Here is a 15,905-nt window from a genome sequence, read left to right as displayed (position 1 = left end):
AGCTGTCTACGGCTGCGGAGCCGCCGGATGCGACATTCTCGCCCCGGCGGCCCTCCGCAATTAATAGAAAGATAGGCAATGGCACGAACTGGCCGCAATAAACCATCCCTTCGGGTGCTGGTCTGGCTTGGCGTAATCCTGGCTGCCATGACTGCCGTCCTTGCGGGCGGCACAATGTCCGGGGTGGCCAGCTGGAGCCCGAAGCTTGCCCTGGACCTGGAGGGCGGCACACAGATGATCCTGGCGCCCAAGGTTGAGGGTGGCTCGGACATCAACGAGGAGCAGCTCAACCAGGCGGTGGCGATCATCCGCCAGCGTGTGGACGGCTCCGGTGTCGCTGAGGCTGAGATCAGCACCCAGTCCGGCCGCAACGTGGTGGTGAGCCTGCCGGGAACTCCCTCTTCGGAGACCCGCGCCCTCATCCAGGCATCCGCGGACATGAACTTCCGGCCCGTCCTCGTCGCGGGCGCAGGTGCACCGGTACCTGCCGACCAGCGGACACCCGCTGCCCAACTGCCGAAGCCGACCGCCAAGCCCACGAACGCGAGCGATTCGAACTGGATCACTGCGGACGTCCAGAAGCAGTTCGAAGCCCTTGACTGTGATAACCCGGCCCAGGACAAGCAGGAACGTTCCGACCCCGCCAAGCCGCTGGTCACCTGCGAGCCTGCCACGGACCAGACACCCGCGATCAAGTACATCCTTGGCCCGGTGGAGGTCAAGGGCGTGGACATCCAGGGCTCCACCTTCCAGCTGCAGCAGGGCGCGCAGGGTGCCGTCACCAACGACTGGGCTGTGAACATCCAGTTCAACGCCGAGGGCACGGCCAAGTTCAAGACGGTCACCGAACGCCTCAACCAGTTCTACGTCGCCGCGGGGGGTGAGAGCGGTTCCGACCCCAAGTCCCAGTTCGCCATCGTCCTGGATGACCAGGTGATTTCCGCTCCGCGGACCCAGGCTGTTATCACCGACGGACGTCCCCAGATCACTGGCGGCTTTACCGAGCAGTCAGCCAAGGTCCTGTCCGACCAGTTGCGGTTCGGTGCCCTGCCCATCAGCTTCGACATCCAGAGCGAGCAGCAGATTTCGGCCACCCTCGGCGGTGAGCAGCTCCGGATGGGCCTGCTGGCCGGCATGATCGGCCTGCTGCTCGTGGTTGTCTACTCCCTGTTCCAATACCGGGCGCTAGGCTTCGTCACCATCGCGTCGCTGGTGGTGGCGGGTGCTCTCACCTACCTTGCCATTGCCATCCTCGGCTGGACTGAGAACTACCGGCTGTCCCTCGCCGGTGTGGCCGGCATCATCGTGGCCATCGGCCAGACCGCGGACTCGTTCATCGTTTACTTCGAACGAATCCGTGACGAGCTCCGCGAAGGCCGCGGCCTGGTATCCGCGGTGGAGAACGGCTGGAAGCGCGCAAAACGGACCGTCCTGGCATCCAAGGCGGTTAACCTTCTCGCCGCCCTCGTGCTCTACTTCGTGGCCGTCGGCAACGTGCGTGGCTTTGCCTTCACGCTCGGCCTCACCGCCATCGCCGACCTCATCGTCGTGTTCATGTTCACGCACCCGACCCTGCAGCAGTTGGCCAGGACCCGGTTCTTCGGCGAGGGGCACAGGTTCTCCGGTCTTGACCCCGAGCGCCTCGGCGCGGTGCCGCTCTACCGCGGCGCCGGCAGGCTCCGCAGCCCCGAGGACAAGCCGTCCGTGGTGCGCGCCAAGAACACCGGCGCCGCTGCTGAGGCTGAGCGCCGGATGACCATCGCTGAACGCCGCCGCGCGGAGCAGCAGGAGCAGCTCGCCGGTTCCTCCAAGGGCCCGGCCAAGGAGGGCAAGTAATGTCCAATTTCGCGAAATTCGGTAACGAGCTTTACACGGGCAAGCGTTCCTACGACTTCGTCGGAACCAAGAAGATCTGGTTCCTCGTGGCCGCCGTCGCGGTTGCCCTGTCCATCCTGATTCCGGCCGTCAAGGGCGGGTTCAACCTGGGCATCGAGTTCCGCGGCGGCTCCGAGTTCACCGTGTCCAACGTCAAGACCACCGAAGCCGCTTTGGGCGAGAAGGCGGTCCACGACGTCGTTCCCGGCAGCGTGCCCCGCGTCGCCAACGTCGCCGGCACCACCATGCGGATCCAGACGGACAAGCTCAGCGACGACGAGACCCTCAAGATCAAGGAGGGCCTGACCAAGGCTTACGGCGTGACCGACAACGAGGTCACCTCAACCTTCGTGGGTCCGACGTGGGGTGCTGACGTCACCAAGCAGGCCCTGATAGGCCTCGTGGTCTTCGTGGCACTTGCAACGGTCCTGATGGCACTGTACTTCCGGACCTGGAAGATGTCGCTGTCGGCCATCATCGGCATGCTTGTCACTATGTTCATCACCGCCGGCGTCTACGCCCTCAGCGATTTCGAGGTCACACCGTCGGCGATCATCGGCTTCCTGACCGTGCTCAGCTATTCGCTGTATGACACCGTGGTGGTGTTCGACAAGATCCGTGAAAACACGGCCGACATCGACTCCTCCACGCGCCGCACCTTCGGCGAGGAAGTCAACCTGGCAGTCAACCAGACCCTGGTCCGGTCCATCAACACCATGATGGTTGCCATCCTTCCGGTCGGTGCCATCCTGTTCATCGGGGCCGGCCTGCTGGGCGCCGGAACGCTGCGCGACCTTTCGCTGGCCCTGTTCGTCGGGATCCTGATCGGCACCGCGGCGACGATCTTCATCGCTGCGCCGATGTATGCCTGGCTGCGCCAGGGAGAGGCGCCGCTGGTCAAGCAGGCCCAGCGCGTCAAGCAGCGCCGCACGGACGCCGCCGCCAAGGCTGACGCCGCAGAGCCGGCAAAAGCCTAGGCACCTGCACCCGGACCGGATGCCGTCACGCGACGGCATCCGGTCTTGCTTTAACCGCAATGTGCCTGTCCGGGCCGAGCCACCCGGGTTCGGCCACCTCCAGGTGATGGACGCGGTTATCGGTCGGGTACGCAGCGGGAATACACTGGGATAATTAAACGGGTCGTGAGGGGTACTTCATTGGAAGAACGTTCGACGTCGGCGCCAACGGCGGCCGGAGGCAACGGTCCGGGCCAGGGACAGCAGACTGGCCTGGTGGCTGGCGGACGCCCGGGACCGGGCGTGCCCGTGGACAGTTCCGGCGTCCGGCCCACGTTCCCGGGCCGACGTGAGCGCACCAGGTCCCGCCTTGCACGGCTGACGGGCCGGAGCACCGCGACCTACTCGCCCATCCTGGAACCGCTCCTGCGGACCGTCCGGGCGAACAACCCGAAGGAAGACTTCGACCTCATCCAGCGGGCCTTCGTGGTCGCGGAGCAAAGCCACCGCGGCCAGAAGCGCAAGAGCGGTGACCCCTACATCACGCATCCGGTCGCCGTCGCCACCATCCTCGCCGAGCTGGGACTCAGTGGCACCACACTGGCGGCGGCGCTGCTCCATGACACTGTCGAGGATACGCCGTACACCCTCGAGGACCTCCGGGCCGATTTCGGTTCCGAGGTGGCCATGCTGGTTGACGGCGTCACCAAGCTGGACAAGGTCAGCTTCGGCGAGGCCGCCCAGTCCGAGACCGTCCGCAAGATGGTTGTGGCCATGGCCAAGGACATCCGCGTCCTGATGATCAAACTCGCCGACCGGCTGCACAATGCCCGCACGTGGCGGTTCGTCTCCGCTGAATCGTCCGCCCGCAAAGCCCGGGAAACGCTGGAGATCTTTGCGCCGCTGGCGCACCGGCTCGGCATGAACACCATCAAGTGGGAGCTCGAGGACCTGTCCTTCGCGGCGCTCTACCCGAAGGTGTACGAGGAAATTGTGCGGATGGTGGGCGACCGGACCCCGGAGCGGGAGAAGAGCCTCAGCGTGATCCGCAACCAGATCGCGGACGACCTGCGCACGGCACGGATCAAGGCCACGATCACCGGCCGGCCCAAGCACTATTACTCGATTTACCAAAAGATGATCGTCCGGGACAAAGACTTCGACGACATCAATGACCTCATGGGCGTCCGGGTCCTGGTGGACTCGGTCCGCGACTGTTACGCGGCCCTGGGAACCCTGCATTCGCGCTGGAACCCGCTGCCGGGCCGGTTCAAGGACTACATCGCGATGCCAAAGTTCAACATGTACCAGTCGCTTCACACGACGGTCATCGGCCCCGGCGGCAAGCCGGTTGAAATCCAGATCCGGACGCACGAGATGCACCGGCGCGCCGAGTACGGTGTGGCAGCGCACTGGAAGTACAAGGACCAGCCGAACCGGACCGCCACCGGGCCGGGGAGCCCGCGCGATGGAGACATGGGCTGGCTCCGTTCCCTCGTGGACTGGCAGCAGGAGACGTCCGATCCCGGCGAATTCCTGGACTCGCTCCGGTTTGAGATCAACGCGCGTGAGGTGTTCGTTTTCACCCCCAAAGGCGAGGTCATGGCGCTGCCCGCCGGCTCGACGCCGGTGGACTTCGCCTATGCGGTGCACACCGAGGTGGGCCACCGCACCATCGGGGCCCGGGTCAACGGCAAGCTCGTCCCGCTCAACAGCGAGCTCAACCATGGCGACTGGGTGGAGATCTTCACCTCGAAGGCCGAAGGGGCCGGCCCCAGCCAGGACTGGCAGCACTTCGTCAAGAGCGCCCGGGCACGGAACAAGATCCGGCAGTGGTTCAGCAAGGAACGCCGCGAAGAGGCGATCGACCGCGGCAAGGAGCTGCTGACCCGCGCCATGCGGAAGCAGAACCTTCCGCTGCAGCGCCTGATGACGCACGATGCACTGGCCGCCGTGGCGGAGGACTTCAAGTACGTGGACATTGCCGGCCTGTATGCCGGCGTGGGCGACGGCCACACCTCCGCGCAGTCCGTCATGGAGAAGCTCGTCGAGAGCCTCGGCGGCAACGAAACCCCCGACGACGACCTCACCGAAGTCAGCATCCCCACCCAGGTCAGCAAGGCCCGGTTCTCCGATTCCGGCGTGGTGGTCCGCGGCGTGGGCGACGTATGGGTGAAGCTTGCGCGCTGCTGCACCCCCGTGCCGCCGGACCCGATCCTCGGCTTCGTGACGCGCGGGTCGGGTGTGTCGGTGCACCGGACGGACTGCACCAACGTTGCCGGGCTGAAGGACCAGCCGGACCGGATTGTCGACGTCGACTGGGCGCCCACGCAGTCCAGCGTGTTCCTCGTGGAGATCCAGGTGGAGGCGCTGGACCGGAAGTCGCTCCTCTCCGACGTGACGCGCGTGCTCTCCGACAACCACGTGAACATCCTGGCCGCCAGCGTCCACACGTCCACGGACCGCGTGGCGATCTCAAAGTTTGCCTTCGAGATGGGGGACCCCAAGTACCTCAGCCACGTGCTCAGTGCCGTGCGGAGGATCGACGGGGTGTTCGACGTCTACCGGACCACCGGCAACCGCCGGAGAGGCTAACTGCGATAGTTTCTCCAACGCCGCATTCTTGTGCGGCAGCCGGGGCATCGCCTCCACCGCAAGAACCAGGAGCCGGAGCCTGACATCGAGTTCGGGCTTCGCCAGGAGCAGCCGCAACGCGGGAACAGCCCTCTCGGCATCCACATGCAGAGCGATGTCCAGTGCCGTGCGGAGCGGGCTCGAGACCATCAGGCCACCCAGGCTCACGACGTCGAACGGGCCGAGCCGGACCTCGTGGAGGGTGCAGCCCCGGGTGGAGCGAAGGCTGGAGATCCGGCGTTTGGCGTCCACCAGCAGGGCCAGCCGGTCCGGTTCCCGGGCGCAGCCATAAATCCAGGCAGCCGTCATCCGGCCCGCCACCACCCGCCGTCGTACGGGTGCAGGCACCCCGTACGCGGCGGCACGTGCCCGCAGCTGCGGGGAAGCCGCAGTCCCGGGAAGGGTGTAGCCGTGCTGGTAGAGCTGCGTCAGCACGCCGTCGGCCGCCATCGACTGAAGTTCCGGCCAGGTGAACGGCAGCCCCGGCGAATAGAGCTCCAGCAGCTGTGCGGGGGAGTCCGCGGGCGGGGACTCGCCCCGCGACTGTGGCGCGGCTGCCCGAGTCACAGGCGCCGGCGAAGCAGGGGGCCGGCAAACCGGTGCCTGGGAAGAAGGAGGATGGGAGAACGGTGCCATTCCGTCATCCTGCCCGGAAACGTACCAACGGGTAAGGCCCCGCCCCGGCTATGTGGATAACCGGAACGGGACCTTTCCTGGTGGTGTTTAGGAGAGCTCGTGCTGCCTAGGAGAGCTCGCTCGCCGAACGCTGGATCTGGTCCAGCCACGCCTGGCGGGCTTCCAGGGCTTCCTTCGCGGCCTTGATCTTGCGCTGGTCGCCGGCCTTCTCTGCCTCAGCCAGGTCATCCTTCAGCCCGGCGATGGCGGATTCGAGCTGGCTCAGGGCGCTGTTGGTGCGGGCCTTGGTCTCCGGGTTGGAGCGCTGCCACTTCTCGTCCTCAGCCTGGCGGACCGCGTCCTCGATGCGGCGCAGCCCGGCCTCAATCCGGCCCATGTCCGCGCGCGGAACCTTGCCGGCCTCTTCCCAGCGGTCGTGGATGGACTGCAGGGCCTTCTTGGCGGCGGCGATGTCCTTGACCGGAAGAATGCCCGAAGCCTCCTCGAGGAGCGCCTCCTTGACCTTGAGGTTGGCGGCGTACTCCTGGTCGATTTCATCGTTGGCTGCCTGGCGGGAGCTGAAGAAGACGTCCTGGGCGGCACGGAACCGGGCCCACAGGGCGTCGTCATCCTTGCGGCTGGCGCGCGGCGATGCCTTCCATTCGTCCATCAGCCGGCGGTATTCCCCGGCGGCGAAGCCCCAGTCCGTCGACGTGGACAGTGCCTCAGCCTCGGCAATCAGCTTCTCCTTGGCAGCCTTGGCCGCCGAGTTGTTGCTGTCCAGCTGGGAGAAGTAAGCGCGGCGGTGCCGGTCGAAGACGGTCCGGGCTGCACGGAAACGCTTCCAGAGGGCGTCCTCGTTGCTGCGGCCCAGCCGTACGCCGCTCTTCTGCGCCGCCTTCCAGCTTTCAAACAGCTCGTTCATGCGTGCGCTGGACGTCTTCCACTGAACCTGGGCCGGATCGGTTCCGGAGATCGCCTCGGCCTCGGCCACGATGGCCTCGCGGGCGGCCAGTTCGGCGGCGCGGACGGCGTCATGCTGGGCCTTCTCCGCCTTCTCAAGCTCCGTGATCTGCGTGGACAGCGTGTCCAGCCGGCCCTCGGCGGAACGGATGTCGCCCACCATGTTCCGCTCGGCGAGCTGCTCGCGCAGGTGCGTCACGGTCTTCTGCATGTCAGTGGTGGGGGCCTTCGAGGCCACGCGCTGTTCCAGCAGCACAATCTGGGCGACGACGTCGTCGTACTTCCGCGCGAAGTAGGCCAGGGCCTCGTCGTTGCTGACGTCCGGGTACTGCCCGACAGGGTGTTCTTCGCCGTCGATGGTCAGGAAGACGTGCCCGTCGCCCTCAACGCGGCCCCAGCGGGCGGCTTCGGCCAGCGAGGTGGCGGGGGGAGCCTGCACCGGCGTCACGGTGGCAGCGGGGCCGGCCTTGGGCCGGGCGGCAAACGCCGCGGGCGTGGGCGCGGGCCGGGGTGCCGGCGTCGGACGCGGTGACGGTGCGGGCTTTTCCTGCGCAGCCTCCGGCTCGGCAGCCGGCTCGGCAGCCGGCTCGGGGCTGGGTGCCGGCTTTTCCTGCCCAGCCTCGGCCTCGACAGCCTGTTCGGGCTGTGCCGCTGGCTCGGCAGCCTGCGCAGGCTGTGCCGCTTCCACGGACTGTGCTGCATCCACAGATTCGGGATCCACAGATTCGGGGGAAGCCTGGACCTCGGTCACTTCGGCTGCTGTTTCGTCGGATTTCTGACTGTCTGTCACCGCTAAAAGTCTTTCGCTTGGAGGAAAATACTCGTTCATAAGCTGCCCGTGGCCGCTGGCGCCGCAGGCTTCCTACTTCAGAGAAAATGAGTCTATCGTGACTGCTTCCGCAGGTGCGCCGTCTGCGCCACTTTCGCCCGTCTTAAGACCGGCAGCCGCAATCTTCGTTACGACGTCCAGGCCCGAGGTCACATTGCCCACGATGGTGTAGCCGCCGGCGGAGTCGGCCGGGATGACGGTGTCCTTGTAGACGATGAAGAACTGCGTGCCGTTGCCGTAGGCGTTGTTGCCCGTGCGGGCCACGGCAATGGTGCCTGCCGGGTACTTGTTGTCCGCCGGCGTGTTCTCCAACGGTCCCCACGTGTAGTTGGGGTCGCCCTGGCCGTCGCCGGTCTTGGAACCGCACTGCAGGACGCCGAAGTTCTCGGCAGTGGTGAGGCGGTGGCAGCTGACGCCCTTGTAGTAGCCCTGGTCGGCGAGGGACTTGAACACGGCGGCCGCCTGCGGCGCCTTGGTGCCGTCCAGCTGCACACCCACGGTGCCCCTGTTCAGCGTCAGTGAGCCGGTAAACGTCTTGCCGGCCGCAGTCGCCGGCTTGGGGATGTTCGCAGCGTTGGTTTGCGTGGCCGAGGGCGTCGCCGACGCGGAAGGGGAGGCGGACGGCGTGGCCAGGCCCGCTTCAGCGGCGGCGAATTCCTCTTCGGTCGGGTTTCCGGCGAATACAGTCAGTTGAAGCACGACGGCGAGCACCACTGCTGCAGCCCCCGCACTTCCTGCTGCCAGATTGTCCCGCTTGCGGCGCTTCTCCTGGTCACGGCGAAGCTCGCGTTTGGCCTCCATCTGCTGGATGCGCCGCTTGGCTTCGCGTGTTTCGCGTGGACTGGCCGCCACGGGTCCTCCTCATCGATCGGACTGCCGCGCCGGGCAAGCCCTGAAGGCACCCCCGGCAGCAGATTGCGCTGCGTCAAATTTGAAACAGCGGCAGCCCGCCAGAGCCCGGCCCGCCGCATTAGAGATGCGGGCGCCGAAAGCATAAACTGACTGCCGCAATAAGTTTATGCAGAAGAGGCTGGACTCCCGCCGCTGCCGCCGCCGTGTGAGTCAAACGGCGACGCGGAACAGAGCGCAGCGGCTCCGGCCTTCGTTTACCTGAGGAGAAACTCCACCATGGCACGCACCGCCTCCCTGTCCGGATTCCCCGAGTGGCTTCCCGAGGAGCGGCTGGTGGAGCAGCATGTCCTGGACTCGCTGCGCCGCACCTTCGAGCTGCACGGCTTCACCTCGATCGAGACCCGCGCCGTGGAAACCGTGGGACAGCTTCTGCGGAAGGGCGAGATCGACAAAGAGGTGTACGGCCTGAGCCGGCTGCAGGACGATGAAGGGGAGGAATCCAAGGGCAAGCACGATCCCCACGCCCTTGCCCTGCACTTTGACCTGACCGTTCCCTTCGCCCGCTACGTCGTGGAAAACGCCGGCTACCTGGCCTTCCCGTTCCGCCGCTACCAGATCCAGAAGGTCTGGCGCGGGGAGCGCCCGCAGGAGGGCCGTGCCCGCGAATTCACGCAGGCGGACATCGACGTGGTGGGCGACGGCGAGCTGCCCTTCCGCTACGACGTCGAGATCGCCCTGGTCATCGCCGAGGCGCTGGGCGCCCTCCCCATCCCGGAGTTCCGGCTGCGGATCAACAACAGGAAGCTGGCCGAGGGCTTCTACCGCGGCATCGGCCTGACCGACACCGCAGGAGTGCTGCGCAGCATCGACAAGCTGGAAAAGATCGGCCCGGAAAAGGTGGCTGAGCTGCTCAAGGCCGAGCTTGGCGCCACCGACGAGCAGGCGCAGGCGGCCCTGAAGCTGGCCAGCATCCGGACCGAGGACACCTCCTTCGTGGCGCAGGTCCGCTCGCTCGGGGTGAGCGACGACCTCCTGGAGGAGGGACTAAACGAACTCGAGCAGGTGATCGAGGCCGCCGTAAAGCGGGTTCCGGGCAAGGTTGTTGCCGACCTCAGCATCGCCCGCGGCCTGGACTACTACACCGGAACCGTCGTCGAAACCGTCCTGGTGGGGCACGAGCAGCTCGGCTCGATCTGCTCCGGCGGCCGCTACGACGCCCTCGCCAGCAAGGGCAACCGGAAGTTCCCCGGCGTCGGGCTGTCCATCGGCGTGACCCGGCTCGTCTCGCGCATCCTCAGCCAGGACCTGGCCAAGGCTTCCCGTTCCGTGCCTACGGCGGTGTTCGTGGCGCTTACCTCGGACGAAAGCTGGGGAGAAGCCCAGGACGTGGCCACGGAGCTGCGCAGCCGCGGCATCTCTGCCGAGGTGGCCGCCAAGGCGGAGAAGTTCGGCAAGCAGATCAAGTTCGCGGACAAGCGCGGCATCCCCTTCGTCTGGTTCACGGACGAGGACGGCAAGCACCAGGTGAAGGACATCCGCTCCGGCGTGCAGGTCGACGCCGATCCGGCGACCTGGACGCCGTCTGACGAGGACATCCACGTACAGGTCATCGCCGCACCCGCTTCCTGAGCTTCCGCAGGCGAAGCACGACTGCCCGTCCCAACAGCCCGGCGGCCATCACAGCCGCCATGCCCAGCGCCGAGGCCGGCGGCAACGTGAAGGCCAGAACCAGGCACCCGGCCAGCCCGGCGGCGTTGAGCCATTTGGGCGCGTGCCGGGGCCGGTCCTGGAGCGTGAACGCTGCGGCGTTGGTCACCGCGTAGTACAGCAGGACGCCGAAGCTGGAAAAGCCGACCACTGTCAGCACATCGGTGGTCACCAGCAGTAGAACCACGACGGCGGCCACTGACAGTTCGGCGGTCACCGGCACCGTGTGGCGTCCGCCCACGCGGGCCAGGGGGCCGGGCAGATCGCGTTCCCGGGCCATCGCCATGGCTGTGCGCCCCACGCCGGTGATGAGGGCCAGCAGTGCGCCGAGCGAAGCGGCGGCGGCGCCGGCCTGGACCACCGGTGCCCCGGCAGACAGCCGGGACTGCTGCACCGCGTCGAGCAGCGGCGCGGCAGAGGAGGCCAGCACATCCACGGGAAGATGCGCCAGCAGCAGGGCCCCCAGCAGCAGGTAGATCACCAGGGCGCCGGCCAGGGCGCCCAGGATGGCACGGGGGACGACCCGCGCCGGGTCCCTGACCTCCTCGCCGAGCGTGGCAATACGTGCGTAACCGGCGAAGGCGAAGAACACCAGACCCGCAGCGGGCAGGATGCCCCAGGCGCTGTCCGGCTGCTCTGACACAGCGCCGCCGGACACGTGCGGTCCCAGGATGCTCGCCGTGGCGACGAAGGCAAGGGTCGCCAGGACCACAGCCAGCAGGATGCGCGTCAGGAAAGCGGTCCGGGTGATGCCCAGCAGGTTCACGCCGGTCAGTGCCGCGACCGCCGCGATGGCTACGGGGGTGGCGAACCCCGGTGCGACGTACTGGCCGAAAGTGAAGGCCATGGCCGCGCAGGAGGCCGACTTGCCGGTGACGAAACCCCAGCCGGCGAGGAACCCGGGCCACTCGCCAAGTCGCTTCCGGCCATAGACGTAGGTGCCGCCGCTTTGCGGATATTTTGCCGCGAGCTGGGCCGAGGCGACGGCGTTGCAGTAGGCCACGGCCCCGGCCAGGGCGATGGCCACGAGGAGCAGGTTTCCGGCCAGCCGGGCGGCGGGGGCGAAGACGACAAAAACGCCGGCGCCGAGCATGGATCCGAGGCCGATGGCTGTTGCGTCGGCCACACCCAGCCTTCGTTGCAGCTGCTGGTGCTTGGTCATGCAGGGCAGGAACCTTTCAAACGGGTAAACTCGGACGGGATCGTTTCCGCAACGATCGTATTTGAACTTCATTCTGTCTTCCTTCTGAAAGGAATGCTGTGCTGCGCACACATGACCTCGGATCCCTTCGTTCCGAGCACATTGGACAAACCGTAACCCTGGCAGGCTGGGTCGGCCGCCGTCGTGATCACGGTGGTGTCGCATTCGTCGATCTGCGTGACGCCTCGGGCGTGGCGCAGGTGGTGGTCCGTGAGGAAGAGGTCTTCCACGGGCTGCGCAACGAATATGTGCTGCAGGTGACCGGAACGGTCTCCAAGCGCCCGGAAGGCAACGAGAACCCTGCCCTGGCCACGGGCGACGTTGAGGTCATGGCGGACAAGGTGGTCATCCTCAACACCGCCGACGCGCTGCCCTTCCAGATCGACGAGCACGTTGAGGTCGGCGAGGAAGCCCGGCTCAAGCACCGTTACCTGGACCTGCGCCGTCCCGGACCCAGCCGCAACATCCGCCTCCGCTCCGAGGCCAACCGCGTGGCGCGCGAGCTGCTCCACGAAGAGGGCTTCGTCGAAATCGAAACGCCGACCCTGACGCGTTCGACGCCGGAAGGCGCCCGTGACTTCCTGGTCCCCGCCCGTCTGGCGCCTGGTTCCTGGTACGCGCTGCCGCAGTCGCCGCAGCTGTTCAAGCAGCTCCTGCAGGTGGGCGGCTTCGAGAAGTACTACCAGATCGCCCGCTGCTACCGCGATGAGGACTTCCGCGCGGACCGCCAGCCCGAGTTCACCCAGCTCGACATCGAAGCCAGCTTCGTGGAGCAGGATGACATCATCCGGCTGGGTGAAAACATCGTGAAGGCCGTCTGGAACCTGATCGACGTCGAAATTCCGACGCCGATCCAGCGCATCACCTACGCCGACGCCATGGCCCGCTACGGCTCGGACAAGCCGGACCTGCGGTTCGGCCAGGAACTGACCGAGCTGACCGAGTTCTTCAAGGACACCAACTTCGGTGTCTTCAAGGCGCCCTACGTCGGCGCCGTCGTCATGCCCGGCGGTGCCTCACAGGCCCGCCGCGCCCTCGATGCCTGGCAGGAATGGGCCAAGCAGCGCGGCGCCAAGGGCCTGGCCTACGTCCTCTACAAGGAGGACGGCGAGCTCGCCGGCCCGGTGGCCAAGAACCTCACCGAGACCGAACGCGCCGGCCTGGCCGACGCTGTCGGTGCCAAGCCCGGCGACTGCATCTTCTTCGCCGCCGGCGAGAAGACCCCGTCCCGCGCGCTGCTGGGTGCTGCCCGTGTCGAAATCGGGCACCGCACCGGCCTGATCGACCCCAACGCCTGGGCCTTCTGCTGGGTGGTTGACGCCCCCATGTTCGAACCCGCCGCTGCCGCGGTGGCCTCCGGCGACGTGGCGGTCGGTACCGGCCAATGGACCGCCGTGCACCACGCCTTCACCTCGCCGAAGCCCGAGTTCCTGGACTCCTTTGACCAGGACCCGGAATCCGCCCTCTCCTACGCCTACGACATTGTCTGCAACGGCAACGAGATCGGCGGCGGATCCATTCGTATCCACGAACGGGACGTCCAGGAGCGCGTCTTCGAGCTCATGGGCCTGGACAAGGCCGATGCCCAGACGAAGTTCGGCTTCCTGCTGGAGGGGTTCAAGTACGGTGCCCCGCCGCACGGCGGCATCGCCTTCGGCTGGGACCGCGTCGTTGCGCTGCTGGCCGGCGTTGACTCCATCCGCGACGTCATCGCCTTCCCGAAGTCCGGCGGCGGCCACGACCCGCTGACGGACGCTCCGGCTCCGATCACCTCGCAGCAGCGCAAGGAGGCCGGCGTGGACTTCAAGCCCGAGGCCAAGAAGCCCGAAGCGAAGAAGCCCGAGGAAAAGTGAGCCGGAGTTGACCGCATAGACGGTCGCGAAGCTTAACCAGGAGCAGGAGGCTCCCCGGATCTGGACTGCAGATGCCGGGGGGCCTCCTGCCGTTTGACGAAGGAGTGCCGTGGGGGACACCGCCCAGCCGGATGCTGTCCTGCCCGATTTGGAAGCCGTCATGGATGCAGCCTGGCCCGCACCGGACCGGAAAGTGTCCGGCGGCTGGGTTCTCCGCGCCGCCGGCGGATTGACCCAGCGTGCCAACTCCATCTGGCCCCGGACGGAGCCGCTGGGAACGGGGGATGAACGGCTCGCGGCGCTCCGCGATGCCCGAAGCTGGTACCGCGGCCGCCGCCTGCCCGTGATCTTCCAGCCCGGGCCATCCTTACCGGCTGCCCTGCACTGTACGCCCTGGTGCGGGACGACGGCGGCCAGCCGGCCGCCGTCGGACGCCTTGCCCTTGTTCCCGGTACAGCAGGCAGTTGGGGCGGACTGTACTGCATGGCCACCCGGCCCGAGGCCCGGCGCCGCGGCTATGCCGCGCGGGTCCAGGAAGCTCTGTTCCGGGAAGGCGCGGCGCGGGGGATGGCCGGCTACTGGCTGCTGGTGATGGCGTCGAACACCGCTGCCCGGGAGCTCTACTCCCGGGCAGGATTCCACGAAGTGTCCCGCTACTACTACCGGCAGGAGCGGCCGAAGCGGCATCTCACCGGCTGCTGACGCCGGGTCAGCGGTGCTGGAGGGCGGCCTGCTGCGTTTCGGCCTGCCGCCGGCGTGCCGTGCCTTCCAGGTACGGCGCGCCGAGTTCCCCGATGGGGGTCGCGGCAGTCTCGCGGGACCAGAACGCGGATCCTGCGGCAATGATCATGCACACGGTGCCGAAGACGGCCACCGGCACCCAGCCCCAGGTCCCGGGGGCCAGCAGCAGTCCGGCGATCATCGGGCCAAAGCCGGCGAGCACCAGCCCGAACTGGTTGCCCAGGGCCATGCCGGAGTACCGCACGGGCGCTGCGAACTGCTCGGCGAAGAACGCCGGCCAGACGCCGTTGAACCCCGAGTACAGCACCGTCATGTTCAGGAACGCGGCACCGAAGACCAGCACGATGTTGCCGGAGGAGAGCGCCAGGAAGTACAGGAAGATCGTGACCGAGCAGCCGATCGCGGCCGTCAGCAGGAGGGGACGCCTTCCGATCCGGTCGGACAGCCTGGCCGCGAGCGGCATGGCGAACATGGACAGGCCGATGGCCACGGCGTTGACGGTCAGGATGGAGGCACGGTCGAACCCGGCGTCGGCCGTGGCGTACGCGAGTCCGAAGACGGTGAAGATGGTCTGCATCACGGACATGATGGACATTCCCGCCACCCGCAGCACATCCGGGGCCTGGAAGCGGAGCACTTCCTTGATGGGCATCGGGGTAACCTGGCGGCGGTCCTGGGCCTCCTCGAAGACCGGGGTCTCATCCAGGTGGGTGCGCACCCAGTAGGCGATGGCCAGCACCACGATGGACAGCCAGAACGGGATGCGCCAGCCCCAGCTCATCATGGCCTCCCGCGGCAGCGACGTGACCGGGATGAAGACCAGGGTGGCCAGCACCATGCCGGAGGCGTACCCCGTCATCACGAAGCTGGTGAAGAACCCGCGCCTGCCCTCGGGCGAATGTTCCAGCGTCAGCGTGGAGGCGCCGGCCGATTCCGCACCGGCGGAGAAGCCCTGCGCCAGCCGGCCCGCCACCAGCAGGATGGGTGCCCAGATGCCGAGCTGGTCGTAGGTGGGCAGGAACCCGATGCCGAGGGACGCCACGCCCATGATGCCGAGCGTCAGCAGCAGGATCTTCTTGCGTCCCAGCTTGTCCCCGAAGTGGCCCATCACCAGCCCGCCGACGGGCCTGGCCACGTAGGCGACGCCGAAGGTGGCGAAGGCGCCGATCAGGCCGATGGCGGGATCCGCGGACGGGAAGAACAGGTGGGGGAACACGAGGGCTGCGGCGGTGCCGTAGATGAAGAAGTCGTAGTACTCCAGCGTGCTGCCGAGGAAGGACGCCAGGGCGGCCTTGCGGGGTGTCTTACGGGGTACCTGCGGTGATGGGGAAGCGGTCACGGGAATCTCCTTAAGACTGCGTTGTCTCAATGGGCGCCGGCGTGGCATCCGGGAGGTGGAAGTCCACCGCGAGGATCTGCCGGCTGTTGGGGAATGAGTACGCCTTCAGCGGCTCGTGGAGCGGGTGCGTGTTGTACACGGCGATGTCCTCGACGCTCTCAAAGTCGGCCACGATGGCGTAGTCGAAGGAGCGTTCCGTCTTGAGGACGTCCGGGCCATGGCTGAGGCTGTGCATGCCGGGGATCTTTCCGGCCATGTGGTTGAGCCCGTCAATCCAGGCCCGCCGGTCGGCCGGCGGGAAGTCGGGCTTGAACTTGAAGAGCACGGTGTGGCGGATCAT

11 protein-coding genes and 1 pseudogene are annotated in these 15,905 nt (G+C 67.0%); 6 read left to right on the top strand and 6 right to left on the bottom strand.

Annotation, left to right across the window (positions count from 1 at the left end; genetic code table 11):
* The first annotated feature begins 78 nt into the window (after positions 1–78).
* The 3 genes from secD (at position 79) to ACFTR6_RS04200 (ending at position 5,426) form a co-directional block, all read left to right on the top strand.
* The gene (gene secD / locus ACFTR6_RS04210) at positions 79–1,836 is read left to right on the top strand and encodes a protein translocase subunit SecD (protein WP_076802711.1); all 1,758 of its coding nucleotides are present in this window, start codon (positions 79–81) and stop codon (positions 1,834–1,836) included.
* On the top strand, positions 1,836–2,852 hold the full coding sequence (gene secF, locus ACFTR6_RS04205; protein WP_076802712.1) for a protein translocase subunit SecF: 1,017 nt from the start codon (positions 1,836–1,838) through the stop codon (positions 2,850–2,852). The genes secD and secF overlap by 1 nt, the downstream gene beginning before the upstream one ends.
* 180 nt (positions 2,853–3,032) lie before the next feature.
* Positions 3,033–5,426: a bifunctional (p)ppGpp synthetase/guanosine-3',5'-bis(diphosphate) 3'-pyrophosphohydrolase gene (locus tag ACFTR6_RS04200; RefSeq protein WP_076802714.1), complete on the top strand. Its 2,394-nt coding sequence runs from the start codon at positions 3,033–3,035 to the stop codon at positions 5,424–5,426.
* Here the strand turns inward: ACFTR6_RS04200 and ACFTR6_RS04195 are convergent.
* The 3 genes from ACFTR6_RS04195 to ACFTR6_RS04185 form a co-directional block, all read right to left on the bottom strand.
* Positions 5,307–6,032: a hypothetical protein gene (locus ACFTR6_RS04195; protein WP_377956970.1), complete on the bottom strand. Its 726-nt coding sequence runs from the start codon at positions 6,030–6,032 to the stop codon at positions 5,307–5,309. The genes ACFTR6_RS04200 and ACFTR6_RS04195 overlap by 120 nt on opposite strands.
* A gap of 175 nt (positions 6,033–6,207) precedes the next feature.
* The gene (locus ACFTR6_RS04190; RefSeq protein ID WP_377956969.1) at positions 6,208–7,833 is read right to left on the bottom strand and encodes a DUF349 domain-containing protein; all 1,626 of its coding nucleotides are present in this window, start codon (positions 7,831–7,833) and stop codon (positions 6,208–6,210) included.
* Positions 7,834–7,905: 72 nt separating this feature from the next.
* Positions 7,906–8,724 carry a peptidylprolyl isomerase gene (locus ACFTR6_RS04185; RefSeq protein WP_377956968.1) on the bottom strand — a complete coding sequence of 273 codons (819 nt, stop codon included), beginning with the start codon at positions 8,722–8,724 and terminating at the stop codon, positions 7,906–7,908.
* A gap of 276 nt (positions 8,725–9,000) precedes the next feature.
* On the opposite strand from ACFTR6_RS04185, the gene hisS reads away from it, so the two are divergent.
* Positions 9,001–10,353 (top strand): histidine--tRNA ligase, encoded by a 1,353-nt coding sequence (gene hisS, locus ACFTR6_RS04180; protein ID WP_076802720.1) that lies wholly within the window; start codon positions 9,001–9,003, stop codon positions 10,351–10,353.
* Here the strand turns inward: hisS and ACFTR6_RS04175 are convergent.
* Positions 10,331–11,593 carry an APC family permease gene (locus ACFTR6_RS04175; RefSeq protein WP_377956967.1) on the bottom strand — a complete coding sequence of 421 codons (1,263 nt, stop codon included), beginning with the start codon at positions 11,591–11,593 and terminating at the stop codon, positions 10,331–10,333. The two genes, hisS and ACFTR6_RS04175, sit on opposite strands and share 23 nt — an antisense overlap.
* 98 nt (positions 11,594–11,691) lie before the next feature.
* On the opposite strand from ACFTR6_RS04175, the gene aspS reads away from it, so the two are divergent.
* Together aspS and ACFTR6_RS04165 are read left to right on the top strand one after the other, a co-directional pair.
* Positions 11,692–13,485, top strand: a complete 1,794-nt coding sequence (aspS, locus tag ACFTR6_RS04170; RefSeq protein WP_377956966.1) for an aspartate--tRNA ligase — start codon at positions 11,692–11,694, stop codon at positions 13,483–13,485.
* Positions 13,486–13,645: 160 nt separating this feature from the next.
* Positions 13,646–14,187, top strand: a pseudogene (locus tag ACFTR6_RS04165) (GNAT family N-acetyltransferase).
* Positions 14,188–14,194: 7 nt separating this feature from the next.
* On the opposite strand, the gene ACFTR6_RS04160 reads toward ACFTR6_RS04165, so the two are convergent.
* Together ACFTR6_RS04160 and ACFTR6_RS04155 are read right to left on the bottom strand one after the other, a co-directional pair.
* The gene (locus ACFTR6_RS04160; protein ID WP_377956965.1) at positions 14,195–15,565 is read right to left on the bottom strand and encodes an MFS transporter; all 1,371 of its coding nucleotides are present in this window, start codon (positions 15,563–15,565) and stop codon (positions 14,195–14,197) included.
* 10 nt (positions 15,566–15,575) lie between these two features.
* On the bottom strand, positions 15,576–15,905 hold the full coding sequence (locus ACFTR6_RS04155) for a Dabb family protein (protein WP_377956964.1): 330 nt from the start codon (positions 15,903–15,905) through the stop codon (positions 15,576–15,578).

Source organism: Arthrobacter sp. NPDC057009, assembly GCF_042673905.1.
GTDB lineage: Bacteria > Actinomycetota > Actinomycetes > Actinomycetales > Micrococcaceae > Arthrobacter.
Note: the sequence above shows the minus strand (reverse complement) of the source record. Positions and strands in the feature narration are given on the sequence as shown.

Bases quoted from the DNA above. Each gene is read 5' to 3' on its own strand.
- hisS (WP_076802720.1), top strand. From the start codon at position 9,001: ATGGCACGCACCGCCTCCCTGTCCGGATTCCCCGAGTGGCTTCCCGAG.
- secF (WP_076802712.1), top strand. From the start codon at position 1,836: ATGTCCAATTTCGCGAAATTCGGTAACGAGCTTTACACGGGCAAGCGT.
- ACFTR6_RS04155 (WP_377956964.1), bottom strand. From the start codon at position 15,905: ATGATCCGCCACACCGTGCTCTTCAAGTTCAAGCCCGACTTCCCGCCG.
- ACFTR6_RS04175 (WP_377956967.1), bottom strand. From the start codon at position 11,593: ATGACCAAGCACCAGCAGCTGCAACGAAGGCTGGGTGTGGCCGACGCA.
- secD (WP_076802711.1), top strand. From the start codon at position 79: ATGGCACGAACTGGCCGCAATAAACCATCCCTTCGGGTGCTGGTCTGG.